Genomic DNA, 26,825 nt, shown 5'->3' on the forward strand with positions numbered 1-26,825 from the left:
CAGGGGTAGGGGGCCGTTCCAAGGGGTAACGCACCTTGATTACTTAGCGGAATGGATCGCGGGAGTCGGTGGAACATGAGACAAAGGAACACTGCGATCCGGTCGGAGATTTTTCGCCTCACGCAAATAGGGGTGATATATTTCTGGATGGGATATCGGCAGATTCACATGGATCAAAAAGCGAATGCAACGCTTGAGGTCATTTTCCACGTGCATATGCTGTACATCTAGCAAAGCCACCTGATCCCATTTTGGTCTTTGACGAGCGATCGCTGCGGGAAAAATCGCATCCAGATCGCGAGTCACGGTAAATGTGGCACTAATAATTTTTTCTGGATCTAGCTGATTTCCTCCTTCCAAAGCATCCAGTAATTCCGTCACCGCAACTCGGATCCCCTGAATCGTATTACTCTCCGCAGTGGTAGCGCCACGAATCGCCCGAACTGTCCACTCCACGTTACAATCCTCCATGCTCATTTATTCGTTATTTGTTATTTGTTATTTGTTATTTGAATCGAATCACCAAGAACAAATAACAAATAACGAATAACAATATTTGTCTAAGGTCGATACAGCCATAACGGTTGGCCACTGGTTGCCAGTTCAAATTCCAACCAATCAAGCTGGCCACTCAGTCCCCCCGTCGTCACCTGATTTCCCAACAGCCGATTTAACGTCGGTTTCCGTTCTTCGAGGGTAATACACTGAGTTTTTTTCGGATCGAGACCGACTAACTCTGCCGCCCAGATACGGGCTTCCTCCTCGGTTCCCAGACGGTCTACAATGCCCAGTTCCAAAGCTTGCTGTCCGGTGAAAATCCGCCCATCAGCAAAATTTTTCACCGTTTCCACGGCTAAATTCCGCGAGGCGGCGACGGTTTCCACAAATTGTTGATAACTGGTATCGATTAACTCTTGGAGAATGCTTTTTTCTGGGTCAGTCAGTTCTCGGTCAAACGCCAGAATATCTTTATAAGGACCAGATTTGATCACTTTGAAGGACACGCCGATTTTTTCCAGGAGGCGTTCGATATTATTGCCTCGGAGAATTACCCCAATGCTGCCAGTGATCGTGCCTGGGTTGGCCATAATATGATGGGCGCCCATACCAATGTAAACACCTCCAGAGGCGGAAATGTTACCAAAACTGGCAACAATTTTGATTTTTTCGCCCAGTAGCTTCAGGGCGCTGTAGATTTCCTGGGAGTCTCCCACGGTGCCCCCTGGGCTATCAATTCGCAGCAGCAAAGCGGGAAACTTTCTCTCTTCAACGGTTTTGAGAGATTCTAAGACCTTTTTACGGGTGCCTCCGGCGATCGCGCCGGTAATTTCAATCCGAGCAATTTGTTTACGAAACTTCTTAAACGGCCAAATCATGGGGTAATTCGCAACTATTCGTGAATCAGGACAGCGAGTCAAAGTGCTGACTGCCTTAATTATGACTGCCTTAATTATGACTGCCTTCATCTATCAGTTTACAAGCAGGGTTGAGCAATCTGATCTGAATCGGCATTTTTATTAATTAAAAATAGTTAATAATTAGTTAGTAATTGTTTATTGCTAACTATTAATTTTTTAGACAAAAAAAAGTTAACATAACTACATATAAGTACATAATTTAGTACAATAATTAAAATCACCAAAACGATGGCACTGATCGCCTCCTTCAAGTCCCCCGGAGCGCGATTGGCGTTGCTCGATCCGCTTCGCGGTACGACAGTTTAACCAAAATCTTTTAACCAGCTTATGTTGAAACAACTTGAATTTCCGGCCAGCAAAGAATCTACCATTGCATCACCGCTTAACTCCGCGATCCGTTTGCTATTCCTAATCGCACCCTTTTTCTTTTGGGGAACGGCAATGGTGGCCATGAAAGGGGTGATGCCCCACACCACACCCATGTTTATGGCGGGAGTCCGTTTAGTGCCTGCGGGGGTCTTGGTATTGCTGGTCGCTTTTTTGAGTGGTCGTCCCCAGCCCAAAACCGCCCAAGCATGGCTGTGGATCCTCGCCTTTGCGGTGGTTGATGGGATGATGTTTCAAGGCTTTTTGGCGGAAGGCTTGGTCAGAACTAACGCTGGCTTGGGATCGGTGATGATTGATTCTCAACCCCTGGCGGTGGCGTTGTTATCTGCATGGTTATTTGGGGAAGTGATTGGGGCGATCGGTGCGATCGGCTTGATGATTGGTATTCTGGGCATTAGTCTGATTGGATTGCCCGATGCTTGGATTATCGGTTGGCTACATGGACAAAATTTGATGCCGTCTTTGGACTTTAGCCAGTTATTTGACAATGGCCAATGGTTGATGCTTTTATCGGCCTTATCAATGGCTGCGGGAACGGTGATGATGCGTCGGTTGGCGCGGGAAGCGGATCCCGTGGTGGCTACCGGATGGCACATGATTTTGGGCGGGATTCCTTTATGGGTGATTAGTGCCACGACAGAATCAGATCAGTGGGTTAATATTAACTGGGATGGTTGGCTTGCCTTGGCATATTCCACTGTGTTTGGGAGCGCGATCGCATATGGTCTGTTTTTCTATTTTGCCGCCAAAGGCAATCTCACCAGTCTCAGTGCGCTGACTTTCCTCACACCTGTGTTTGCATTACTGTTTGGTAATCTATTTTTGTCGGAAACGCTATCTCGGGTGCAATCAATCGGTGTCGGTCTGACCCTGGTTAGTATTTATTTAATTAACCAGCGTTCGGCGATCGCTGAAAAACTCAATTTCCAGCAGTCAAACGCAGCCAGTGTTTATCTGGGAAATCAATCTACCGGCGAACAATTGCGTCTGTCATTTGTCAAAGAAAATCCACCGGTTGAAGTTCCTGTAAAAGTTCACACCGTAGAGTCAGATGCTTAAACGGTGATTAGCATCAGGATTAGCATCAGAACCAGTGCGATTTTGCTGTTCTCGGATCCAGAAAGAGAATCGCACTTGTCTTTTGACTGAATTCTTTTGGCTGAATCATCAATTTTATGGGCGATCGATCAAAAGAATGACCCTAGCTGAAACTCCGGGATATGATGACGCTGGTTGCTGCTTTTCACCCTGAGTAAGGTTAGTTAACGGTTATGACCTCCTACCGTCTTATTTTATGTTTAATCATCAGTCTGACTAGCTTCGACTTTGCTCCTGGTTCAGTGAGTAAAACCGAATCATTTCAGATTCCTGGTACTAAACCATACCAGAACACTCCTGAGACTGCCCTAAAGTCTAAGTCGTTGAATCCGCCATTTAATCTGGGGGCAAATGCCAAGAGTCCAGGCAATTCTTATTTCTTAGAATTCATCGCAAAAGGTGAGAATAAAGGGAGGTCTAAAAAAGATTTAATTTGGCTGGCTTTAATTATTCTTTCAACGGTGTTCGGTGCGGCAATTTTTGCTGGATTATTTTATCTGCTGACCAATCCCAGCGTTGAAATTGAGTCAGAAGAATCAACCAATCCTGAAAATTCAGATCCGAAATCATCGGCGGAACTTAATCCTCAAGACCTAAGTGATGAGCTAAATTCAGAAACTCATATCGACTCAAATGTAGGGGAGATTTATGTGCAAAATCCGGAAGCGACCGCCTACCAAACCGGCGCACAGGATGCAACTACAAACCAAATCGATAACCATAAAAATATCTCAGAAAATTCTCAAAATATTCAGAGTATTTCCGAGCAGCCACTGGCAGCAAACCGGAAGAAAAAGCAATCAGATGAACTAGGATTTACCAGAAAAATATTTTTAAAAATATTTTCTAAAAAATCTGAAAAAAAACCGGCGAATCAAAGCGATATAAAACCGATTAATCCCCAGAATAATGATGAATTACTAAAGTCTCAGATAAATTCTGAAAAACCACCAGATATTCACCCAGAAAAGCTGGAAATTGAAAGGTTGCCGAATATCCCAGGCTCTACTACATCGTTGCCCCAAGGAAATCAAGCAATTTCATTAGATCCGGGCAGGGAAAGTTTAGCCATCAGCGAAAATATCAATACCACTCGCTTGGCGAAAATTGATATTATTGAAGAATTAATTAGAGAACTCCAAAATCCCGATCCTATTAAACGGCGTAAATGTATTTGGGAACTGAGTCAAAGAGGTGATTCTAGGGCGATCCAGCCCTTGGTCAATTTAATGATTGATTCGGATTCTAAGCAGAGCAGTTTAATTCTGGGGGCTTTGTCTGAAATTGGCACTCGCACCATCAAACCGATCAACCGAGCTCTGGCTCTTTCTTTACAAGATCACAACGCTGATGTGCGGAAAAATGCCATTCGCGATTTAACCCGCATTTATGATTTGATTAATCAAATTACCCAGTTATTAAATTATGCGGTCAACGATACGGATCCCGAAGTCCAAGAAACCGCTCGGTGGGCTTTGAGTCAATTAAGTAAGCTCAGTAAAAGTTCTGGTTATGAGGTGCCGTCTGCTTTACCTAATGTCACAAATATAGGAGATAATTCCCCAGAATAATTGTGGTTTTGATTGTAGTAGCTTTGAGCGATCGCTCTCAAACACTCTCAAAAAAACACTCTCAAAAATTATGTCTACAATATGCTCACTAACCATATTCTCAATATTCTCCATAACAAGATTCTCACTAACATAATTTAAATCCCATATAATAATGCAATCTAATCAGGAAAATCTGCGATCGCCTCTTCAATTTCCCTCTGCCTTAAAACCAGGCGATCGCCTAAATCTAGTTGCCCCCAGTGGGGCTTTGAAAACATCAGAAGCTTGGGCAAAAGGGTTGGAAATTTGGCGTCAGCGCGGTTATCAAATTGAATTGTCTCCCGGTTACGATCAAGTGTGGGGCTATTTAGCGGGTACAGATAGTCAGCGTCGGCAGCAATTAGCCGAAAGTTGGCGCGATCGCCTCTGTACTGGCGTCCTCTGTGCCCGTGGAGGCTATGGCGGCGCCCGGTTGCTGGAAAATTGGCATTGGCCCAAAGAGGCATCCGGTCAATTAAACCCCAAATGGTTAATTGGGTTTTCCGATATCACCGCTTTACTCTGGAGTCTTTACCAGCAAGGGGTTGGCGCCGTACATGGGCCGGTATTAACTACTTTGCCAGACGAACCGGATTGGTCGGTGCAGCGACTCTTTGACCTAGTAGAAGGACGACCTTTAGCCCCGTTGACCGGGGAAGGGTGGGGCGGTGGGAAAGTCAGCGGACGTTTACTAGCCGGAAATCTCACCGTAGCAACCTATCTGCTACATACCCCCGTCCAACCATCTTTAGATGGGGTGATTTTGGCGTTTGAAGATGTAGGAGAAGCCCCCTATCGAATCGATCGAATGCTGACTCAGTGGCGCATGATGGGGGCGTTTGCCGGAGTACGAGGTATTGCTTTAGGCCGGTTTAGCGATTGTGATAATTTAGCCAAAAATCCCAGTTTGACTGTGGCGGAAGTGTTGCGCGATCGCCTTTCAGATTTAGGCATTCCCATTGTCTCTGATTTGCCCTTTGGTCACGATGGGGTTAATGCCGCATTACCTGTAGGGGCGATCGTCGAACTCGATGCCCAAATCGGAACTTTATATTTTTAATTGCCTCTAATTTATTTAGGTAGATATTTAGGTAGATATTTATGCAGATATTTAGTCAAAATATCTGATTTTTTTTATGCTCAAAGAATTGGCAATTATTTGAGCAAGTATCTATCAAATTTATCAACGCAGATAAAATTGATAGATACTTGCGGATTTTTTTAGCAAATTGAATCGGGAGGAGCATGGTCAAACAAATCGGGATCTCTTTACTAGGAAGTGCGATCGCAACTATCAACATTCTTGCTATCAAACCGGCAGCGGCGCAATTAACGCCTCAACCTTGGGCTTCCCTGGGAGTTCAAGATAGTGAACTCACTTATTCCGTTGGGGTTCGTGCTTTAGGGTTTGGCGCCGAATTAGGGGTTGATAATGAAAACGCTGTAGGGGTGGATGTACTAAAATTTATTAGTCCTCCTTTTATTAGTGTAATTTCTGGCTATGGTGGCGTTGGACTATATGAAAAAGCCAATAGCGATCATTCCCAATTTGCCTATTCTGCGGGCGTACAAATTCGACCTGATGGTAATTTTTTCTTCGGGGCTGGTTATCATAATATTCGCGGATTCAATGGTCAAATAGGATTTAAGCTGTTTTAAACTTGACCATCCGGGGATGATTGGCTGATGCCAAATGCAGCAATCATCCCTAAGAATAGTTTAACATTCAGATGTTTTCATCATATGTTTTTACCATAAATTTGAAGATGTTTTGATCTGAATTTAACTAAAATTTAAGTAATTAAAAATATTCTAAAAATTAATGGTTTTTGAAAAATATATAATTTAGATAAATTAGCACTCAGTTATGCCCCGGTCGATCGCGATTAAGTCTGCGCCAGTTATCGACCGCATATATAGCAATCCTAAAACAAGGTCGCAAATTTGCCCGCACCCCTCTCCCATCTCCCAATTAGCTCCCAGGCATGGGAGAGGCCAGCGTCTTCATAAATCCTGCACGGATAGCTATAGCTGAGAAAATACCGCTATAAAAATGGCAATCAGGCTTACTTTTTAACGTTTTTTTAACCTAGCTTGGTAGCGATCGGGAAAACCGGAAAACCTGGGAAACTCTTGTATTCACTATGCGATCGCCAATCCGCCGTTATCCGCCTCTTTGACTGCCTGATACTCAAAATCGGATACCATCGGATATCTCTGATATATACAAAAATTTAGGTTAAAATCAACTCAGATTTAACCCATTTAGATGTCGGATGAGCGCCGATTGGCAAAAATCTCTAAATTCTTTTAAGCTGTATGTCAACCTTAATGTCTGAACCCTTGTCAATCATAATGACTACACTTAGGCATGAATAGCAAAAACATTTATCATACGTGCTATTTGTTAAGACTTCTTATCAGTTACTTTTAGGTATTACGCACTAACCCTATATATAGGGCAACCACGAGGGGATTCCCCTTACAAAACCCTAAATGTCACAACCGTGCGTAAATCTTAACTTTTCTACAACAAAACCCCTAAAAAGGAGGCCACTTACAGTGTTTAACTCCACTGAACTGCTCATTAACGCCTTTGTCGATCAACTTCAGGATGGCTACCACAGGACCTATGGAGGGTACAAGCCAGACTACGCAGAGATTATTGCCTGGGCGGGTGGGATGGCTTTGGAAAATATCGCCAACAGTGATGCCCTGTATCACAATGTCGAACATACTATCCTGGTGACATTAGTTGGTCAGGAAATTTTGCGGGGCAAGCATATCCGCGAGGGTGGGGTTTCCTGCGAAGATTGGTTACATTTCACCATTTCCCTGCTGTGTCACGATATTGGCTACGTCAAAGGCGTTTGCCGCCAAGACTCCAAATTATTAGGATTTTATGCCACCGGAATTGATGCTCAAACGGTGTCCTTGCCTTCCGGGGCAACCGATGCCAGCCTAACCCCCTATCATGTGGATCGGGGTAAACTTTTTATTAGCGAACGTTTCTGCGGTCACAAGCTGATTGATGCTCAGACTATCATGCGGAACATCGAACTGACTCGTTTTCCGGTGCCTTCCGATGAGGATCATCAGGATACGGTGAATTATCCGGGACTGGTTCGAGCGGCGGATCTGATTGGTCAAATGAGTGACCCGCGCTATTTGCAAAAGATTAGTGCGCTGTTTTATGAATTTGAAGAAACCGGCACAAATTTCAGTTTAGGTTATAAAAATCCGGGAGATTTACGGGACAATTATCCCAAGTTTTATTGGCACGGCGTTTATCCCTATATTCACCATGCCCTTAAGTATCTTGAACTGACTCAAGAAGGCAAACAAATTATTGCCAACCTTTATGCCAATGTCTTCCGCGTAGAACACGCTCAACCTTTAAATAATAAGGTCGAAGTGGCATAAGTCAGCTTTCACCTACTAACTTTCATCTTTCAGTTTTTGTAGGGGCGAATGGGATTTTCGCCCCTATTTTACTGATTGTTCCAGGGTAATTCATAGTTTTATCGATCGCTTATTTAATCAAATATTTAATCAAATAGCCCATCGAAATCCGCCCCACGTAATATCCGGGCAATCAGCGGGATAAATCTTTGATTCATTGCGCCTGATTCATTAGAATTTACGTCTTAATATTGTTTAAGTGCCCGACGCATATCTCGTTGATCGTCCCGCCGTTTCACATCTTCCCGTTTATCGTGAAGTTTCTTACCCCTAGCGAGCCCCAGGGCTACTTTTACCTTGTTGTTGCTCATATACATTTTTAACGGCACCAAGGTTAACCCTTTCTGCTCGATTTTGCCCACCAGTTTGTTAATCTCTTTTCTATGTAACAAGAGTTTGCGATCGCGGCGAGGTTCGTGGTTAAAATACTGACTGGCTTGTTGAAATGGGGAAATATGGGCGTTGAATAGCCAAACTTCACCACCTCTAACTAAGGCATAAGCATCTTGTAAATTCGCTCTGCCTGCGATAATAGATTTGACTTCGGTGCCTTTGAGTTCAATTCCCGCTTCATAAGTTTCCAGAATTTCATAACGAAACCGCGCTTGTCGATTATCTGTGAGTAATTTCATTTTCTGGGTTTTTTCAGCCATAATTCCTTTTTGGTTATTGGTTATTAGTTATTGGTTGTTAGTTATTGGTTGTTAGTTATTGGTTATTGGTTGGTGGTTGCCCCCCCTTTGAAGGGGGGGCTGGGGGGGTGGTTGGTGGTTGTTGGTTGTTGGTTACGTTGGTGATAAAGAACAAACAACCAATAACAAAGAAGCAATAACAAAGAACAAACAACCAATAACAAACAACCAATAATAATAATTAATTTTTTCGTCGGAGTTCTTCTTTGCCTAGATTTTCTTGCCCAGACATGGCTGAACGTCCTTTGACTTTATCCCGCTCAATTTTATAGTCCATAACGGCAAAATTATTTCCTTGCCCCCAACCGACAATTAACCAATCATCGACCCGTAAGCCTACCCCCAGTAAGACTTGATCTTCTACGATCCAGGAAACTTGATAGATGTCTTTGACTTTGTTAATTCTCAGTAGTCCATTGTAGGTAGAATCCGGCTGACCTGGGTCTGTGCCATCGATTCTATATTCTCCCTCGAGTTTGCCGCGTATGCCACCGATCGCCTTTTCCGTGCCAACGGCGCCATTGGCTTGAGAATAAGTCCATCGGCCTTCTAAGGTGCCATCACCATTAATTTTATAAAGAACGGCTCCATAAATTTCTTCATTGAGTCCGTAACCGACGAGTAGGCGATCGCCTTCTAAGAACCCTAAGCCAGTATAATCTCCCGCTGAGGTTTCCCAAGAGAGATTGTACAGATTATTGGTGTCTCGAAAAGCCTCAATTTCTAAAGTTCCGGTATATTTTTGGTTGTCGGGACGTTTGGCGTCCCTAAGTTCCCAGGTGCCTTCGATTTCCTCTGGAGAAACATTTGTAGCGGCTAAGATCGGCGATCGCACGGGAGAAATTTCTGAAGTAGAAACTGGAGAAATTTCTGACACTGACTGAGTTTCGGCCAAACTTGTCCCGGAGATCGTTGCCCCAGAGGTGCGATCTCCCGGCGCGACCGCCAGTGCGATCGTACCCAGGATTAAGCTAACGGTTAGGGTTCGATGCCGTAGATATCCCATAGAAACTATCCTCCTAGGAAAAATAAAATCGGAAAAAGTCAAAATTGTCAGGAAAACTTGAAGCGATCGGCCACTTTTGCATAATTGCTGAGTGCGTTGCTCTTGACAATTTGACCCATTTAAGCATTTAGGAGTTTCCGCCCTAGGATTCTCACCGGCTAAAACCCTTATATGGCAATACCTTCAGATTCATTAACCGCGATCGTCACGGAAAAAATTGTAAAAAACAATTAATATACTTGACAGTCTTCAAAAAAAACAGTAACAATAGATACAGAAATGAAAAAAACAAATCGTTCATCTCTCCAAAACAGGTTTGACTCTAAGCCGCTGTAAGCATTGGGGAGACGGAAGTAGGGAGTATTCAAACCAGTCATCCCGAAGGAACGCGCCTCAATTCTTCTGAATGACCTTAAGGAGCAAGCATTATGAAACTCAGCTATCGCGGCGTTTGCTACGACTACACCCCCCCAACGGTAGAAACAACTCAAAGTGAACTTGTAGGCAAATATCGGGGTTTAAATTGGCGCTTTTCTGCGGTGAAAAAAGCCCCAGTACAACAAACCAATGTAGATTTAAAATATCGCGGCGTTGCTTATAATACCAACCCAGCAAAAACCCCGGCATTATCTGTCAGCGAAAAAGCTCGCCAAGGCATGATGGATCGGCAACGGCACAGCGTTAAGCGACAACAAGTTATGTTGAGCCGCTTAAATGCAGAAGTTGGCTTAGGGCCAGTGCTCGCTTAATCTAACTTTGAGCTTTTTGAGCTTGTTGTCCCAGATTAATAAATTTCGATCAAAAAACGTTCATCTCTCTAAAAATCGCGAATCGATTTGATTCCCTATTAGGGAGACGGAAGTAGGGAGTATTTACATAGTCATCCCGAAGGAACGCGCCTCATCATTTCTTCTCAACGAACTAAGGAGGCCAAGACTATGAAACTCTGTTATCGTGGTGTTTCCTACGAATACACACCGGCTACTGTTGAAACAACTCCAAGCGAATTTTTTGGCAAATATCGCGGTTTAGATTGGCGGTTTTATGCAGTGAAAAAAGCCCCAGTCCAGCAAACCAATCTAGATTTGAAATATCGCGGCGTTGCCTACAATACGAACAGTGTGAAAGCCAACCAGGTGAAAACCCCTGCATTGTCTGTAAGCGAAAAAGCTCGCCAAGGCATGATGGCTCGGCAACGGTCAGTGATGAAGCGGCAACAAGCGATGCTGACCCGTTTAAATGCAGAAGTTAGCTGATTTTTTATCCGGTTTTTCATCTCTTCACTGAGAAAAAATGACAAAATTTCAGCTTTTTTCTCAAGATTACTGAAAAAAACTCAACAACTGGTAGTTTATTGACACCCCTTTTTGGGGTGTTTTTTTTAGGACTCATGCAATAGACTTCTTGCGTTCATACCAGATCGATCCGGTATGAACGCAAGAAGTCTAATAATTTTCAATCATCCCAAATCATCCCAAATCATCCCAAATCATCCCAAATCATCCCAAATCATCCCAAATCATCCCAAATCATCCCAAATCATCCCAAATCATCCCAAATCATCCCAAATCATCCCAAATCATCCCAAATCATCCCAAATATTGGGGTCGTGGTCTAGTCAGCAACATCTGCCTAAAAACCTGATACTATTGTTCTGGATCTAGCGACGATTACTGCGGAGTCCCGTTCAGAAACGGAATCAATGATGGAAAATGTCGAGGCTGTTAAGCTAATCGTTGAATTCGTCAGCGCAAACTGGCGGTATAGTTATGCCAAAAAATGCCTCTTTTTGTTTAATGATATGCTTAAGGATTTGTGCAAATGCGTCAATATTATCAACTACTTTTGATCGTAGTTTTCTTAGTTTCATGCACTGTGAATAGCCAGTCAGTGGTTGCTACTTCATCTTGGCGTCCAGTGGGCAGTGGGATTACGTTTGGGATTAGCGGGATGGCGCTGGTGAATCAAGACAATAATCAGTCTAATTTTTTGATTGTCCATGACAATAAAAAAACTGGTGAAAATCGTTTAGCAATTGTGGGTGTGGCTGCTTCAAATCAAAATAATCAGAGTATTGAATATCTGCCTTTAGTTTGGCCAAATAATGTCGATTTGCCCATTGATTTAGAAGCAATTACCAGAGTTACTGGCACGGACAAGGTTGCTTTTATGGCCGCCAGTAGTCAAGGACGAATTTATTATTTTACCTTGGAAAATAACCAAACGATTTCGATTTTGAAAGTCTTGGATTTACCAGAAATTAGCCAGGGCAGCAATTTTGAAGGTGTGGCAATCCAGGAAATTGACGGTAAATTAGTGATAGTTTGGGGACACCGAGGTCAGGATAGCGATCCAGGGGTGATTTATTGGGGAACCCTAGATTTAAATTCTTATCAAATTTCGCCTCAAGGTTCAGCTAAATTCACGGTTCCTTGGCCTAGGGAAAAAGTGCGTCATATTTCCGATATTAAAATAGATTCAGCGGGAACTTTATATGTGACAGCGGCAACGGATAACGGGGATGATGGCCCGTTTAGTTCCGCTGTTTATGTGGCGGGGGTTTTTACGGTTAATCAATCAAAGGTGCAGTTTCGGGTTAATTCAGAATTGGCGGCTTTATATCGCTTTGATGGTTATAAAATAGAAGGTTTAGAACTGATACCCGGTGAGAATGGTGGGGTGATTTTTGGCACGGATGATGAAAATATGGGTTCGTCAATTTATACCAGTTTTTAATCCCAATTAATCCCTATATACGAGTTGTTACAGGAGTTTTCTCTGCCTGCATAGCAGAGAAAACTCCTGTAAATCGCTGTTTAATTCATGGCTAATTATGAAACGGGAATAAATTAACCGTTGGGAGGAGTAGGTTGGCTGGTGAACCGTTGAATCAATATTTGGATGCCGAGGGCAAATAAACCTAATGCGGCAAAGGCAAAAACAAAAGTCCCTAGGGTGCTAACGCCGACGACTAAAGTTCGCACGGCGCCCGCAATGGTGATGACCGTTTGGTTGTCGGAGTGTATGGGTTTGTTGGCAAAGCTTTGGCTAATGGAACTGGTGAGTAAATAAGCACAGTAGGCGATCGCACTGGCGACGGCTGAACCGCTAAAACACCGCCAAATCGTTGGTTGAACGGTTTGTTGAGACTCTGGTTGTTGGTTCATATATTTGTTGGTTGGTTGTTGTTGGTTGTTGGGTAGGGATTCTTTGGGTAGGGATTCTTTGGGTAGGGATTCTTTGGGTAGGGATTCTTTGGTTGGCAGTAATTGATAATTGATAGTTAATAATTGATAATTAACAATTGATAGTTAACAATTGTTAATTTTTTGGCTATTAATTATCAATTGTTAATTATCAATTGTTAATTATTTTCCCCGTTCCCCGTTCCCCGTTCCCCGTTCCCTCCCAAAACAAGTTAATGGTCTATTTGAATGCCGCAGGGGATTAACTGAGCCACCCAAAAGTCTAAATCTGGGTGATTCAGGGTGTTTTTCACTGTTATAGATGCTTGTTGGGCTTTTTCTGGGGATTCCGCGAGGGCAAAGACCGTGGGACCGGAACCGGACATCATTACGCCTAAAATATCGGTGTTTTCAAAGGCAGAACGCAACTGCGCTACTTGGGGATAAGCAGGTAAGGCAACTTTTTCTAGGTCGTTGTGGAGGAGTTGGCCAATTTTCTGACCGTCTTGGTGGGCGATCGCGGCAATCATAGACCCGGAGTGAAACCTTTGCCGCCGTTCCAGTAAAGCCTCTGGCTCAGAAACATAAGTATGACCAAATTTTTGGCGATAGGTGCCATAAGCCCAAGCGGTAGAAATTTCTAGAGAGCGATATTTGGCCAAGATGACGGAGATGGGCGGTAAGTCGGGCAACGGTTCGAGCATTTCGCCGCGTCCGGTGGCTAATGCGGTGCCCCCAGAAATACAGAAGGGAATATCGGAGCCTAACTGAGCGGCCAATTCCTGCAATTCCGGTTGGGTCAGTCCCAGTTGCCAGATTAAGTTGAGCCCGACTAAGACGGCGGCGGCATTGCTGGAACCCCCAGCCAGTCCCGCTGCCACCGGAATTTGTTTTTCAATATTAATGTCTACGGCGCCATAGCGATTAAATGCCTGGGGAAATTGTTTGGCCATTAATTCCGCAGCGCGATAAGCCAGGTTGGTTTTATCTTGTGGGACTTGGTTGCTGTTACAGGCGCAATGGAACTGTTGCGTGCCATTGGCTCGCAAGTGAACCCGGTCGGCTAAGGAGATACTTTGCAGTACCATTGCTAGTTCGTGGTAGCCACCGGGAGCATTGCCGATAATTTCTAAATAGAGATTTATTTTAGCCGGAGCAATTAAAGAGTAAGAGCGCATTGATTTGGGGATTTGGCGACCTAGTTGTTGACAGGGGATGACTCAAGATTAGATAAGCTGAGATGATTACTCAGGGCGACCCATTGCCCTACGCTAAGGTCTTCAGCGCGGGCTTGAGGGTTAATTTCTAATTGTTCCAGGATTTGGGTCAAGCGATCGCTTTCGATTAATCCTTTCAGGTTATTTCTTAACATTTTGCGTTTGTTGGCAAAGCCCACTCTGACTAAAGTTTCCAGTTGTCGGGGGTCTTCTGCGGCAGGGGCGATTCCCGTAAGGGATCCGCTTCGCGGAATCGCACGGGGTTTGAGTCGTACCACCGCTGACTCTACCTTGGGTGGGGGATAGAATGCTTTGGCCGGAACCGGGCAAATTAACTCACAATCTGCTAAATATTGCACTCGCACCGATAAAGCCCCAAATGCTTTATTTCCTGGGGTGGCGTAGAGGCGATCGGCGACTTCTTTTTGTACCAGTAAGACAATCGATTCATAAGGGTTTTTCGCTGGTTGGGCAATTTTGCCTAACAGTTTTTCTAGAATTGGCCCGGTGATGTTGTAGGGGATATTCGCCACTACTTTATTCGGTTGCTGAAATTTGGGATCTTGGTCAGCCAATAACCCCTCTAAATCCAGAGATAAAATATCTCCCGATAAGAGTAAAAAATTTTGATAATCTCGAAATTTTTTAGTCAGTTTCTCCCAAAGGTCGCGGTCAATTTCTACGGCGGTGACTGAGGCGGCGTAGGGCAATAATTTTTGCGTGAGTACCCCGGTTCCTGGGCCAATTTCCAAGAGGCGATCGCTTGGGGACAAGTTCGCCGCCTCGACAATTTTAAATAATACTTTTTCGCTTCTAAGCCAATGTTGAGCAAATCGCTTACGCGGTCTAATAGAATCACCCATGTTTTTGGTAAAGTGGCAAATTTCTGGTAACTTTCTGATTTTATCATCAATGGTTACTGCATGAGGGCATTCCAAGTGGCGGGGCCAACTGTCCCATCAGCGGGAAGATTAAATTTTTGTTGGGCGGCTTTGACTGCGGCTTCGGTTTTGCTATCAAATACCCCATTAATCGGGCCGGAATAAAACTCTAATGCGGTTAAGCGTTGTTGTAAACCGAGTACCGCTGAACCTTCCATCCCTAAGCGCAAAATTTGCCAATCACCGGATGATATTTGCACGGGCAATGGATTAGCAACGGTTGGGGAATTGGTGGGGTTGTTTGGGGGATTCATGTTTGTATTTGCTGGGGCAACCACTGTGGTTGCTTGGGGGGCAATTACCGATGGTTGTGCCACAATGGGGCTGGGGGGAAATAAACGATTCCAGGTATCGGTTCCAGCCATGCCATCAACGGTTAATCCGGCATCTTGTTGAAATTTTCGCACCGCTTGGGCGGTACTTTCCGCATAAATTCCATCAAGTTTGCCGGTGTAATATCCCATCAGTAATAAAACCGCTTGTAGTTCAATGACCGATTCGCCCTGACTACCAATTTTTAGCAGCGATCGCGCCCCAGGGGGGACTGACTGACCGAGAATTGGGTTCGCCAAATTGGGCAAAACGGATAAAATAAGAGCTAATAAAATTGGCCGGATTAATCTTAGGGTTTTATTGTTTTTAATCATTATCTTTATCTCAATTTACTTCTGTCAATTCAACTCTTTTATTGCAGGACTTACGCATAAACGCTATTGGTAGGGTGTTGTTCCGAGCAATAACGCACCAAGACCCCAGATATAGAGTCGCTGCGTAAGTCCTATATTGGTTATTTGTTGTTGGTTATTTGTTCGTGGTTATTGTTTATTTAAAATTAGACTAACAACTAACAATCAACAACTAACAACCAAAGAATCCCTACCCAAAGAATCCCTACCCAAAGAATCCCTACCCAAAGAATCCCTACCCAACAACAAACATCCAAAGAATCCCTACCCAACAACAAACATCCAAAGAATCCCTACCCAACAACAAACATCCAACAACAAACAACAAACAACCAACAACCAACAACTATTCTAATCCTTCAATGGCTTCGGCAGGGCCAACGAGGGAAACATAAGGGCTGCCCGCAAGATATTGACCAGCGGATGATTGGGCGATCGCGGCATTGACACTGGACACCGCTTGGGGGAACCGAGTGTCAAATTCAATTCCCAGTCCAATGGTTTCATACCAGCCAAAAACCTGGGCTAATTGAGCATTGGTTTGTTTACCGAGGGCATATTGTCCTAGCAGCTTGTTTTTAGATGCTTGAAGTTCTTCTGCCGTTAGTGGAATGTCACATAATCGTTGCACTTCATAGCGAAGACTCTCTAAGGCTAACATGGTATTTTCTGGTGCTGTACCCATATAAACCACAAACATCGCCGGATCTAATCGAGTGGGATAAAATGCTGAAACATCATAAGCTAAACCGCGCTTTTCCCGCAATTCCACAAACAAGCGACTGGACAGACCATTTCCTAAGTAAGTATTGAGTAATTTTAAAGCCGCATAATCAATACTATTATCGTTCACATCATCGTGATGGTATTCTACCGCTGGGGCTAAATACCCCAACATGACAATGGATTGTTGGGTGTCTTGAACGGTGCATAAATAGCAGGGATTAGGGGTGATTTTCGGAAAGGTTAGCATGGGAAATTGCTCTGGAGAAACTGGCCAATCACCAAATATTTCCTCAACTAATTTTATCGCTGCTTCTGGGTTAATGCGACCGGCAATACTAATTACAATATTATCTGGGTGAAAATAGGTTTGGTGATAATTTTGTATATCGTTGCGGGTGATTTTTTCTACGGTTTTTTCGGTTCCCAGGGCAGAAAAACCATAAGGATGTCCCGGATACATGGCTTGTCGGAGTTGCTCGAATGCGACGGAAAACGGCTGTTCTTGTTGGGAGCGAATTCCTTGTAGGGTGAGACGTTTTTCCAGTTCGACTTCATGTTCGGGGAAGGAGGGCGATCGCAGCAATTCATTCGCCAGTTTTAAGATGTCTGGAAAGTCAGCGGAGACGGTTTTCAGACTCATTAAAAAATAATCGGGGCTGCTATTGGTGCTTAAACTAGCCCCGACAGACTCGATCCGTTCGGCAATTTCCAAAGAAGATAATTGATCCGTTCCTTTGGTTAAAACGGCGGCCAAGAGATGAGACAGTCCGGCCATTTCCAAAGGTTCACAACGGCTTCCAGCCCGTACAAAGATCCGAGCAGCGATAATATCAGCGGCGTAATTTTCTACAGCGATCACCACCATCCCATTTTTGAGGATTGTCCGCTGAACTATTGGCTGTAAAAGTGTATTGGTCACGCGATTTTTTCCGTTAGAACAGTAAAAAACTTCTCTCAATTTGAGCCTTCAGCTTTCAGCTTTCAGCTTCAGAGAACAGATAATCGGGGAAATTTTGGCAACTTCCCCCCAATCAAACAACTTCCCGTGCATACCGGATCAAGAATATCAAGAATATGGTTGAATTTCTGTGACGGCGTAACATTCAGGAGAAAGATACCGAGAAGCCAGAGTTTGCAGTTCTTCCGCTTGAAATGACTGGATTTCTTCGGGATAGGAAACAGCTACTTCTGCCCGGTCAATGGTTTGATAGTAACCATAAAGACCGGCAATTTGGCTGGCCGTTTCCGTGGAAAAGGCGTAATCATTACAAAGAAGCCGCTTACCTCTGGCGAGTTCTGCGGGAGAAATGGGTTGAGAGTGCAGTTCTCTTAGGCGATCGCCAATCAGCGATTCTACTAGGTGGATATTTTCTGCCTCCAACCAAGCATTAATCGTAAAGATACTGGAATCTTTTTGTAAAGAGAAATTGCTGGTAATGTCTTGGACTAAATGTTTTTCTTCCCGCAGTTCTCGCACCAAGCGCGAAGTTCTTCCTTCCGCTAACAGCACCGCCAACAAGTCCAGACCATAAGCATCTCTTATTTGGTCTACCCCAGGCCCGATCCAAGCCATCATCAATCTTGATCCTTCTAAGCGAGGTAAGAGCATTTCGCGGCGGCGAATTTCCCTGATGGGTGATTCTGCCTTGATCGTGGGTGTCGCCGTATGATAGTTTGTGGGGAAATCCTGAAACGCTTGCTCGACTAAGGCTAATGCCTGGTCTTCACCCACCCCACCGACGATCGTCACGGTCATATTCTCCGGTTGGTAGTGGGTACTGTGAAACTGACGCATTTGCTGAGGCGATCGCTGCATTAACCCCGGAATATCACCCAAAACTGACCGACCATAAGGATGCTGTTGATACACCATTTGCATCAGTGCTTGAAAAGCGATCCAATCAGGATTATCAGCTTCTTGGCGAATTTCCTCAAACACTACATCTCGTTCCCGGATAAATTCATCTTCAGGAAAAGCGGGATGTAATAACAGATCCGCTAAAGGGGCTAACGAATCTTTTAAATATTCCGTCGCCGTCATAATAAAAAAGTGAGCATAATCATGGCTGGTGGCTGCATTGGTCATCCCGCCCAAACTTTCAATCAGCCAATCAAAGGATCCGGGGGGTAGATTATCCGTACCTTTAAAAATCATGTGTTCTAAGAAATGAGCCATCCCTGACCAAGCATCGGGTTCCCGTGAAGCTCCCGCTTTTACCCAGACATCGACTACCGACACGGGGGTCGCTCTGAGGTATTGATGGATCACCGTTAATCCGTTATTCAGCTTAAAGACTTTGGCGGGAAATTTTGAGCGCGTGGGTATTACAGACAATTTATGTGATTTTCCATCTAAATTTAGTTGATTGGAAAATATCCTAGCTTTTTCTGGCAACGGAAAATTAACAACCTGATGGAAATTTTTCTTGGTGGTTTGTCCAGTCATAGCAAGTCCTCATTGACTATCGAGAATCGAGATTTAAAACCCAGCCAGCTTTGATTGTGAATTTCTCCTTTTTGAGCCATCACTCATTGACTTTATTCATATGTCCCCCTTGCTTATCTGTTTTATTATCTGTTTTATTATCTGTTTTATTATCTGTTTTATTATCTGTTTTATTATCTGTTTGGTTCTTGCTTCCCTGAGATGAACATGGAATGAACCGTTTTCATCAAAATTTTTAATCAAAATCGAATTATCAAATTATCAAAAATTGCTGACTTTTCGCTTGGTTCTTCGTTCCCGATCGGGTAATTTGCCTGAGTTTTTACGCAGCTTATCTTTACGATGCGAGTTGGTTTATCCTAACCGCTAGGCCGGGAATTAATTTTAACCCGCAATGTCAGCCGGTGGTTCACTCACTGACTGGAAAAATCGCGTTCCTTAAAAAAAATGATTTGATTAGTGATATTTTATCCCCAACCAAACCGTTAATTCTTTAAATATTCATTATAAAATCCAATATCCAGTAATTTTTAAAGATTAACGAGCAATTTTGTGTAAATTGAAAACGGTGGGAAAGTTTTTTGCTAGAATAAACCCACATCAGTTCAGTAAGCTACCCAGAACCCTGTTTACAGGGGGCGGGACTTCCAGAACATCACCATCCAAGAGACAGATTCCATGATTCCTACGGTTATTGAACAATCGGGTCGGGGCGAACGCGCTTTTGACATTTATTCACGTTTGTTGCGCGATCGCATCATTTTCCTCGGACAACAAGTTGACTCAGACTTAGCCAACCTGATCGTGGCACAGATGCTATTTCTAGAAGCGGAGGATCCGGAGAAAGATATCTATTTGTATATCAACTCTCCAGGCGGTTCGGTGACTGCCGGTATGGGGATTTTTGACACCATGAATCAAATTCGCCCTGATGTCTGCACCATTTGCTTAGGATTAGCTGCCAGTATGGGTGCGTTCTTGCTCAGTGCTGGAGCGAAAGGCAAACGGATGAGTTTACCTCATTCTCGGATTATGATTCACCAACCCCTAGGCGGCGCTCAAGGGCAAGCGACGGATATTGAAATCCAAGCTAGAGAGATATTATACCACAAACAACGCCTCAACGAACTGTTAGCTGCTCATACAGGTCAGCCTCTGGAGCGAATTCAAGAAGATACCGAACGGGACTTTTTCATGTCTGCGGAAGAATCCAAAGCTTATGGATTAATCGATCAAGTGATTCAGCGCCGTCCCACTATCACTCGCCCGGTTGCCGTTTAATTGCCGGTTGGATTGATTCAGCCATAAAAAAACCCCTAAATCTTGGCAAGAAGATTTAGGGGTTTTTGATGACATTTAACTTTCAGTTAGCTTTCCGTCGGGGTGGGCTGGGTTTGTAAGTAATGCAAGAAGTCCAATAATTGCTCATCGCTGAGTTGCGATCGCGCCCGCTGGTTATACCGTGTTTGCAGAAACTCACGCCCTTGCTGAGTATTCCAACCTAGGCGCTGAATTTCTATGGTAGTTTGAGCAATCTTTTTTTTGCGTTCATCATCAGATAAAAGATTGGTGGGGGAGGACAAATCCTCTCCGGTCATGGCTTCGGTTGCCTGAGTGGGGGCAACGGTATAAGACAAGTATGGATCGGCACTGGTGGGCGCCTGGTTGGGGCTGGGCGAGGAGGCGATCTCCTGCCCCGACATAGCCGAAACATCTCGGTTAGTCTCAAATGATTCAAAGGATTCAAAGGATTTTGTCGGTGTTGACCACCCGGGTATCTCCTCTGACGGGTTCTGGTTCTCCCCTGAAGAATAATAGTCTTGATTGGAAGCTAACCACTCTTCTTCTGGGGCGGAAATTCCCGCCGCCCCCCGGTAACTGCTGGGCAGATCCGTGAGAATGCCTTCCGATTGGAGATGAGGCAAATTCGCCGCCACATCTTGATTCGGATGGCGATCGCTAATTTGTGGCCGATTTCTGGGGCTGGAGTGCGATCGGCTTGTCCCTGCGGCAGAACTGACCCCGGACAAACCCGCCGATGGCTGCGGGGACACAAGCTGCGGGGACACAACCGGACGAGAAGCTCCTTGATGCAGCGGCGCCTCAAAACTAATGGCGCCCAGAGCTCTGAGTCTAGCTCGATCCTCGGCCATCTCCAGAGTATCTTCAGCGGCTAAACCAGTAGCCAGGGTGACATCATCAACGATCGCCAAAACCCTGACTATATACTTGCCTTGGTATATATTGAGTAACTCAGAAATTAAGCTGCCTCTGGGATAAACTTTACGAAATTCATTTAACATAACGGCACAAAAATAGTTGCTGATCGTTTTATGGGATATAGATGAGGGAGACTTTTTTCTTCACGAAGCGGGATGCAAGCCCTACCAGCCGTAAGAGTCAATCTCACTGTAACGGATGCTATAAAAAAAGTCTAATCAAAACTGTTTGTTATCTGTTCTTTGTTATTTATTATTTGTTATTTGTTATGAGTTGGCTATTACGGGCGCCAAACGCCAGCGAATGACAAATAACAAATGACAAATAACATTCAAAACAAGTGAAAAGTAATAGGGAATACAAGAATTATTAATCTAAATCGTGCAGTAAATTGCCACTTTCTTATAAAATAATAAAGATTATTAATCTGGTTTGCTAAAACGCTAGTGTAATGGCAACCATCTCTGAGATCCCCAGCAACAATGCTTAAGATGTTCTACAACCACTCTGAGGTAGGCAATTTACTTGCTGAACTGGGGATATTCTCGACAAGTGCAGTCAGTGAAATCTGTTGAACTTGTCGCACCTTGGCAGGGTGGATCGAGGTATGCTTTTGTCCCATAGCTCGGATCCGTCAGTTCTGAGATCCCAGATAAATTAATGCTCTAGAGAGGGAAAATACTGCTCCTTGGTAGTACCAAAAGTCAGAAAAGCGGCTCGCAATCTGGCTGTTGTATTCTGTTAGTTCAGCCGCTAGTCAAGTTAGTTATAAGCGATCCCGATCGAATCATCTCACGTCCGGCAAGCTGATCGAGCATCTGTTGGATGAAACGCTTGTAGCTTTGGTTACGCAACCGCCCCTAGTACATCTCTAGAATGAAGGTGCTCCGCACTGCGGCTTAGGCCGCGAACGAGTTGGATGGCTCTGATCCAAACCCTAATTCCAGACCGTTTTGCTCTCCCGGATGCTGATACTCGGAAATAAGAGCGTCCATCAACCCAATCACGCTTTTCTGCGGTGTGCAAGTCTCGAGCGAGAGTAGGGTGAAAGTCAAAGCCAACCGGCGATCTTCGGCGTTAATTTGTTCGGCAATTCTCCAGATCCAAGGAAATTATGGGGTTCTCAAGGTGGGAACCTTGCTGACGTGGGTAAGCTTGGTCATCATGGCACTAAAATTTCTGTAACTGTGCAATGCATGATGGTCAATCATCCTAGGCATTTCAACCAGAAAGCTACCCACAAATTCAACTGCATAATCATAAAAAAGGACTGATCGCTGCATGGAATTTTCAATCGCTACATTACTAGCAAATTTTACCGATGATAAATTGGTGGCTCCCAAAATTTTGGAAAAAAAATTGGGATGCCACGATGATGTCAGTCAGCGCCAATTACAAATTGCTTTAGATGCTTTGGAAAAAATTGGCTTGCTGATTAAAGATAAAGGCCGCTATCGACGCAACCCAGATCAAGCACTGGTGGAGGCGAAATTACGGTGTTCCAGCAAAGGCTTTTGTTTTGCGATTCAAGACCAAGAAGGCACTGAGGATATTTATATCCGCGAGAGCAATCTGAGTAATGCTTGGAATGGCGACCGTGTATTGGTGAATATCATCAAAGAAGGCAGTCGCCGTCGTTCTCCCGAAGGCGAAGTGCGCCTAATTTTAGAACGGGCAAATCCTTCAGTTTTAGCGCGAGTCAAAAAACAAAATACTGTTTATGAAGCCGTACCTTTGGATGACCGATTATTGTTTGATGTGATCCTCAAAGAAAACGGCATCAATCTGGAAAACGCGATCGAGTATTTAGTCCATGTGGAAATATTGCGCTATCCCCTCGGTTCCAATCCCCCAGTCGGACGAGTGGCGCAAGTCCTGGGTCTAGATGCGGAAGATGCCAACGACCTAGATATTGTCTGCTGTAAACATGATTTACCCCGCAATTTTTCCGACATTGTGGTGGAATTCACCAAGGGAATGCCGATTCAATTGCGGAAAAATGACCTCAAAGATCGGCTGGATCTGCGAGATAAATTGACCCTAAGTTTTGTCCCATTACCCTGGGGCTTAAAACTGTCCCCTGGTTCGGCCATCATCGATCATGGTTTTACTCTAGAAAAAATTAATGACTCTCATTGGCGCTTAGGGGTGCATACTTCTGACGTAGCCCATTATGTTAAACAAGAAACACCTTTAGACCGAGAAGCTCGCAAACGGGGTGTATCCGTCTATTTGGAAGACAAAGTAATTCCGATTTTCCCAGAAAGCATTTCCGTAGATCGCTGCTCTTTACTACCAGATTGTGAACGACTAGCCCTATCGATTCTAATTACTTTGGACAATGAAGGGAAAGTTGAAGAATTTGAAATTAAAAGCACTGCCATTTCTGTAGATCATCTGGTCAGTATTAGTGGTGACAGCGCCGAATTCAATGGGAATTCTCAGGGTGAAGCGCCTAAATGGGTGGAAATTAAATCAATTAACACCACTCGACCAACGGAACATGACTTATCCCCCCCTGCCCTAGAAATGTTGGCGCAGTTGTCTGAATTAGCGCAAAAGGTTCGCCTCCAGCGGCAAGCCCGAGGTGGGTTTGAACTGAATCAACCCCTGAATCAATATGGCATTAGTCCTTCTCCTTATGATGAGGAAGGGATTATGGGGGCATTAAGTCAGATTGGGATGTCCGGGCCGCAAGGGATGATCTGTGAGTTGACCATTTTGGCCAATCAACTGGTGGCATCTCATTTAAAGGAACTCTCAATTCCGGCGATTTACCAAATTCAGTCCGCCCCAGATCCAGAAGAGGTGGAAGAAATTGCGAAACTAGCGATCCAGATGGGGGTGGAACTTCAGATAGAAAATCCAGAGGCGGTGAGCCCTCGCGATTACCAACAGTTTACCAAGTTGTTGGGCAAATCCACTAATGAGCGGGTTTTGACTTATTTGTTAGAGTCCAGTCTCAAGGCTCCGATGTATAGCATGAATCCAGCCCCCCATTTTGGTCTGGCTTTGGATAGCTATTTGCACTGCACTTCCCCTCTGCGTCGTTATCAGGATTTGATGGTGCAACGAGTTCTATATGTTGTGTTTGAATCAGGGCGCGATCGCAAATCAACCCGTGCGAAAGAACGAATCAATCTGCACCATAGTAATTGCCACGGTCAAATTACCTGGAATGTCCTAGCCCCAGATGTGCAGAATGAATTAGAAAGTGAGTTGGCTGGAGTCGTCAACCATTTGACCGATCGCACCAGATTAACTCAGGAAGCAGAAGCGGATCTACAAGGATTGAAAAAAGCCGCCCTGATGAAAAAACGCACTGGGGAAATTTTCTCTGGGTTAATTACCGGGGTGCAGTCTTACGGCTTCTTCGTGGAAATTGAATTAGAAGGTTCAAATGGTTTCCCCATTCGTCTCGAAGGACTCGTTCATGTGTCTTCCTTGAAAGATGACTGGTATGAATATCGTTCTCGACAACAAACCCTTGTCGGTCGCAAGAACCGCAAGCAATATCGCTTGGGGGATCAGGTGGAAGTCGAGGTTAAAAGTGTGGATTACTATCGTCAACAAATTGACTTAGTAGCTGTTGGTGGTGGCAGTACCGCCAGTATGGATTATGAACCGGATGAGCCTTATTACAATGATGATGAGTATCAAAGATATTAATCTTTGATTATAGCACTTTGCGGAGTTATGAAGTACAGAAAAAACCTGTCATTCCCGCGCAGGCGGGAATCCAAAAAACCTCTGTACTTCATCCAATAAAAACCGCGATAATCTTTGATTGATTGGTCTTTATAACTTAAGAAACCCGGTTTCCGCTGTTGGGAGAAAGAAACCGGGTTTCTGTTGTTGGGAGAAAGAAACCGGGTTTCTTCTGTGAATATCAGGAGTTATTTGTGGGAAGCGAAAAAGAAACCCGGTTTCTGGGGTTCTGGGGGTGGCTGTTGGGGCAAAGAAACCGGGATTAAAGTTGTAAATATTGCAGCAATTTTCTCCGCGAGTAAACCACAAATACCTGTAGGGGCGAAGCATTCCGGCAGACAAATTATTGCTGAAAATATTGTAAGGGCGAAGCATTCCGGCAGACAAATTATTGCTGAAAATATTAATCTGAATACCGGAATGCTTCGCCCCTACTACCGGAATGCTTCGCCCTACCCTGGTTCAGTAAGAAAGAAAACCGCTGTAGGAGTTATCTGTGGGATGCGAAAAAGAAACCCGGTTTCTAAGTTCCTGGGGCGGGCTGTTGGGGCAAAGAAACCGGGTTTCTTCTGTGGGTATCACGAGTTATCTGTGGCAGCGAGAAAGAAACCCGGTTTCTAGGTTTATGGGGTGGCTGTTGGGGCATAGAAACCGGGTTTCTTCTGTGGGTATCACGAGTTATCTGTGGGAAGCGAAAAAGAAACCCGGTTTCTGGGGGTGGCTGACTACTATGTCTAATTCATATGAATAGTTTACCCCTGTAGGGGCCCGCGCATTTCGGCAGTAAATTGGTGATTTTAACTGATAACTTATGTGCCGAAATGCGCGGGCCCTAGTTTAGGCAATAGCAAATTGCTGTAACCTATGGGGTGGAAAGAAATTAATCACGGGCTAACCACCAAATTAATGCCCCAGCAGCCCCAACAGCTAATGCGACGGGTGCTGCTAAGGCCACGATATTTGTCCTGCAATGAAACCTAAGACAGCCTCTAAGTTGCTGATGCTAAGGGTTTAGATTCACTGGATGGTTGAGGTGGTAGCTCAACCTTCTCCGTGACAGGTGTTAATTTAAGTTCTTCCTTTTCAGCCGCTTTTTTGCCTGCAATTACTTCCTCCATAGCCTCTATAAAGTGAGACTGGGTAACGCGCTTCTCAATGTCTAGCTTTTCTTCACTTGCGGCACTTGCTACAGCATTCAAAACAGCTTTCTTAATATCCCTGCCTGAAATCTCATCAAACTGTGTAGCTAGTTGCGTAAAGTTTACTGATTCATCAACAGGCAGCTTATTAGGAATCTGAGCTTGCCAAATTTTAGCGCGTGCTTCTGCATCTGGTAAATCAAGCTGAATCTCGAAACGAATCCGACTAACAAAAGCTGAATCATAGTTATGGACTAAATTGGTAGTTAAGCCAATAACACCCTTATAAGAAGAGAGTTGATCAAGCAAAATACTGCGAGCCGAATTAACGCCTGCATCGGCTGATTGACTCACTTGCTCTAGCCGTTTACCAAAATCCCTATCTGCTTCATTCCAAACTATAAATGCGTTATGGATTGTCGCAAAGGCAAAAATTTCCTGAGTGATTTGCTCAGTGACACCTACAAATTTAGATGCGGTTGAGGGAACTTCCAAAACCTTTAATCCTAACTTGTGGGCGATCACTTCAAGCAGCATACTTTTTCCAGTGCCAGGAGGTCCATAGCAATTGATTGAGAGTGCAACATCTGTGGGATGTTTTTCACCCATTCCCCAAATACTGTAAATTAGATCGTGATGTGTAATCTCTGCCACGATTCTCTTAACTTGAAGTTGAGCTTTTTCTGTGGGAAAGATAAAATTATCTAGGGAATATTTTGGCTTTCTCAAGCAAGCTGTTAGATCGATCGGTGGCTCTGAAGATTTATTAAGAGTTTCAGGCTCTTTTTCCTCGTCGGCTGGGCTAACATGGCTTTTCCCATTAAGAGCATGAAGTGCAGCAGTAGCCTGCAAAAATCTGTTGAATTTGTCATCAGGTCTTGGCATAGTTTTTTGTTTTTAGG

The 26,825-nt window shown here is 44.3% G+C and carries 24 protein-coding genes and 2 riboswitches; of the genes, 12 read left to right on the forward strand and 12 right to left on the reverse strand.

Annotated features, from left to right (window positions below):
- Positions 1-39: 39 nt before the first annotated feature.
- Together aroH and sppA are read right to left on the reverse strand one after the other, a co-directional pair.
- The gene (aroH, locus tag AM228_RS09415) at positions 40-471 is read right to left on the reverse strand and encodes a chorismate mutase (RefSeq protein ID WP_054465871.1); all 432 of its coding nucleotides are present in this window, start codon (positions 469-471) and stop codon (positions 40-42) included.
- Between the two features lie 89 nt (positions 472-560).
- Positions 561-1,376 carry a signal peptide peptidase SppA gene (gene sppA, locus AM228_RS09420; protein WP_054465872.1) on the reverse strand — a complete coding sequence of 272 codons (816 nt, stop codon included), beginning with the start codon at positions 1,374-1,376 and terminating at the stop codon, positions 561-563.
- A gap of 483 nt (positions 1,377-1,859) precedes the next feature.
- Between sppA and AM228_RS09425 the strand changes: the two genes are divergently transcribed.
- From AM228_RS09425 to AM228_RS09445, 5 genes are all read left to right on the forward strand, one after another.
- Complete coding sequence (locus AM228_RS09425) at positions 1,860-2,864, forward strand: DMT family transporter (RefSeq protein ID WP_369817705.1); 1,005 nt, start codon at positions 1,860-1,862, stop codon at positions 2,862-2,864.
- Positions 2,865-3,076: 212 nt separating this feature from the next.
- Positions 3,077-4,474: a HEAT repeat domain-containing protein gene (locus AM228_RS09430; RefSeq protein ID WP_054465873.1), complete on the forward strand. Its 1,398-nt coding sequence runs from the start codon at positions 3,077-3,079 to the stop codon at positions 4,472-4,474.
- 154 nt (positions 4,475-4,628) lie between these two features.
- Complete coding sequence (locus AM228_RS09435; RefSeq protein ID WP_054465874.1) at positions 4,629-5,555, forward strand: LD-carboxypeptidase; 927 nt, start codon at positions 4,629-4,631, stop codon at positions 5,553-5,555.
- 185 nt (positions 5,556-5,740) lie between these two features.
- Positions 5,741-6,154: a hypothetical protein gene (locus AM228_RS09440; protein ID WP_054465875.1), complete on the forward strand. Its 414-nt coding sequence runs from the start codon at positions 5,741-5,743 to the stop codon at positions 6,152-6,154.
- 903 nt (positions 6,155-7,057) lie between these two features.
- A complete protein-coding gene (locus AM228_RS09445) occupies positions 7,058-7,918 on the forward strand; it encodes an Npun_R2479 family HD domain-containing metalloprotein (protein ID WP_054465876.1) in 861 nt (286 codons plus the stop codon).
- A gap of 224 nt (positions 7,919-8,142) precedes the next feature.
- On the opposite strand, the gene smpB is transcribed toward AM228_RS09445, so the two are convergent.
- Both smpB and AM228_RS09455 read right to left on the reverse strand, forming a co-directional pair.
- Positions 8,143-8,610: an SsrA-binding protein SmpB gene (gene smpB / locus AM228_RS09450; protein ID WP_054465877.1), complete on the reverse strand. Its 468-nt coding sequence runs from the start codon at positions 8,608-8,610 to the stop codon at positions 8,143-8,145.
- Positions 8,611-8,830: 220 nt separating this feature from the next.
- A complete protein-coding gene (locus AM228_RS09455; protein ID WP_054465878.1) occupies positions 8,831-9,655 on the reverse strand; it encodes a hypothetical protein in 825 nt (274 codons plus the stop codon).
- A 292-nt stretch (positions 9,656-9,947) separates the two neighbouring features.
- Positions 9,948-10,048: riboswitch (Glutamine riboswitch) on the forward strand.
- 35 nt (positions 10,049-10,083) lie between these two features.
- On the opposite strand from AM228_RS09455, the gene AM228_RS09460 reads away from it, so the two are divergent.
- The 3 genes from AM228_RS09460 to AM228_RS09470 all read left to right on the forward strand — a co-directional run bounded on the left by AM228_RS09460 (position 10,084) and on the right by AM228_RS09470 (position 12,391).
- Entirely contained in the window at positions 10,084-10,404 is a 321-nt protein-coding gene (locus tag AM228_RS09460) for a DUF4278 domain-containing protein (protein WP_054465879.1), read from the forward strand.
- A gap of 55 nt (positions 10,405-10,459) precedes the next feature.
- Positions 10,460-10,555, forward strand: a riboswitch (Glutamine riboswitch).
- A gap of 38 nt (positions 10,556-10,593) precedes the next feature.
- Complete coding sequence (locus tag AM228_RS09465; RefSeq protein WP_054465880.1) at positions 10,594-10,911, forward strand: DUF4278 domain-containing protein; 318 nt, start codon at positions 10,594-10,596, stop codon at positions 10,909-10,911.
- Positions 10,912-11,476: 565 nt separating this feature from the next.
- A complete protein-coding gene (locus AM228_RS09470; protein WP_054465881.1) occupies positions 11,477-12,391 on the forward strand; it encodes a hypothetical protein in 915 nt (304 codons plus the stop codon).
- A gap of 113 nt (positions 12,392-12,504) precedes the next feature.
- On the opposite strand, the gene AM228_RS09475 is transcribed toward AM228_RS09470, so the two are convergent.
- The 6 genes from AM228_RS09475 to AM228_RS09505 form a co-directional block, all read right to left on the reverse strand.
- The gene (locus AM228_RS09475) at positions 12,505-12,822 is read right to left on the reverse strand and encodes a DUF3082 domain-containing protein (protein WP_054465882.1); all 318 of its coding nucleotides are present in this window, start codon (positions 12,820-12,822) and stop codon (positions 12,505-12,507) included.
- A gap of 251 nt (positions 12,823-13,073) precedes the next feature.
- Entirely contained in the window at positions 13,074-14,018 is a 945-nt protein-coding gene (gene ispE / locus AM228_RS09480; RefSeq protein ID WP_054465883.1) for a 4-(cytidine 5'-diphospho)-2-C-methyl-D-erythritol kinase, read from the reverse strand.
- A 20-nt stretch (positions 14,019-14,038) separates the two neighbouring features.
- The gene (gene rsmA, locus AM228_RS09485) at positions 14,039-14,920 is read right to left on the reverse strand and encodes a 16S rRNA (adenine(1518)-N(6)/adenine(1519)-N(6))-dimethyltransferase RsmA (RefSeq protein ID WP_054465884.1); all 882 of its coding nucleotides are present in this window, start codon (positions 14,918-14,920) and stop codon (positions 14,039-14,041) included.
- 53 nt (positions 14,921-14,973) lie between these two features.
- Positions 14,974-15,645, reverse strand: a complete 672-nt coding sequence (locus AM228_RS09490) for a peptidoglycan-binding protein (protein WP_054465885.1) — start codon at positions 15,643-15,645, stop codon at positions 14,974-14,976.
- 385 nt (positions 15,646-16,030) lie between these two features.
- The gene (locus AM228_RS09500) at positions 16,031-17,329 is read right to left on the reverse strand and encodes a M16 family metallopeptidase (protein ID WP_369817703.1); all 1,299 of its coding nucleotides are present in this window, start codon (positions 17,327-17,329) and stop codon (positions 16,031-16,033) included.
- Between the two features lie 147 nt (positions 17,330-17,476).
- Positions 17,477-18,745: a pitrilysin family protein gene (locus AM228_RS09505; RefSeq protein WP_054465931.1), complete on the reverse strand. Its 1,269-nt coding sequence runs from the start codon at positions 18,743-18,745 to the stop codon at positions 17,477-17,479.
- 771 nt (positions 18,746-19,516) lie between these two features.
- Here AM228_RS09505 and clpP point away from each other — a divergent pair.
- The gene (gene clpP / locus AM228_RS09510) at positions 19,517-20,137 is read left to right on the forward strand and encodes an ATP-dependent Clp endopeptidase proteolytic subunit ClpP (RefSeq protein WP_255353177.1); all 621 of its coding nucleotides are present in this window, start codon (positions 19,517-19,519) and stop codon (positions 20,135-20,137) included.
- Positions 20,138-20,223: 86 nt separating this feature from the next.
- On the opposite strand, the gene AM228_RS09515 is transcribed toward clpP, so the two are convergent.
- Positions 20,224-21,159 (reverse strand): hypothetical protein, encoded by a 936-nt coding sequence (locus AM228_RS09515; RefSeq protein ID WP_054465889.1) that lies wholly within the window; start codon positions 21,157-21,159, stop codon positions 20,224-20,226.
- 961 nt (positions 21,160-22,120) lie between these two features.
- On the opposite strand from AM228_RS09515, the gene AM228_RS32240 reads away from it, so the two are divergent.
- From AM228_RS32240 to AM228_RS09525, 3 genes are all read left to right on the forward strand, one after another.
- Complete coding sequence (locus AM228_RS32240; RefSeq protein WP_156331655.1) at positions 22,121-22,261, forward strand: hypothetical protein; 141 nt, start codon at positions 22,121-22,123, stop codon at positions 22,259-22,261.
- Positions 22,262-22,357: 96 nt separating this feature from the next.
- Positions 22,358-24,745 (forward strand): ribonuclease R family protein, encoded by a 2,388-nt coding sequence (locus tag AM228_RS09520; protein WP_054465890.1) that lies wholly within the window; start codon positions 22,358-22,360, stop codon positions 24,743-24,745.
- Between the two features lie 186 nt (positions 24,746-24,931).
- Positions 24,932-25,405 (forward strand): hypothetical protein, encoded by a 474-nt coding sequence (locus tag AM228_RS09525; RefSeq protein ID WP_231636723.1) that lies wholly within the window; start codon positions 24,932-24,934, stop codon positions 25,403-25,405.
- 368 nt (positions 25,406-25,773) lie between these two features.
- On the opposite strand, the gene AM228_RS09530 is transcribed toward AM228_RS09525, so the two are convergent.
- Positions 25,774-26,808: an ATP-binding protein gene (locus tag AM228_RS09530; protein WP_072160729.1), complete on the reverse strand. Its 1,035-nt coding sequence runs from the start codon at positions 26,806-26,808 to the stop codon at positions 25,774-25,776.
- Positions 26,809-26,825 lie beyond the last annotated feature (17 nt).

This window comes from Planktothricoides sp. SR001 (genome assembly GCF_001276715.1).
Classification (GTDB): domain Bacteria; phylum Cyanobacteriota; class Cyanobacteriia; order Cyanobacteriales; family Laspinemataceae; genus Planktothricoides; species Planktothricoides raciborskii.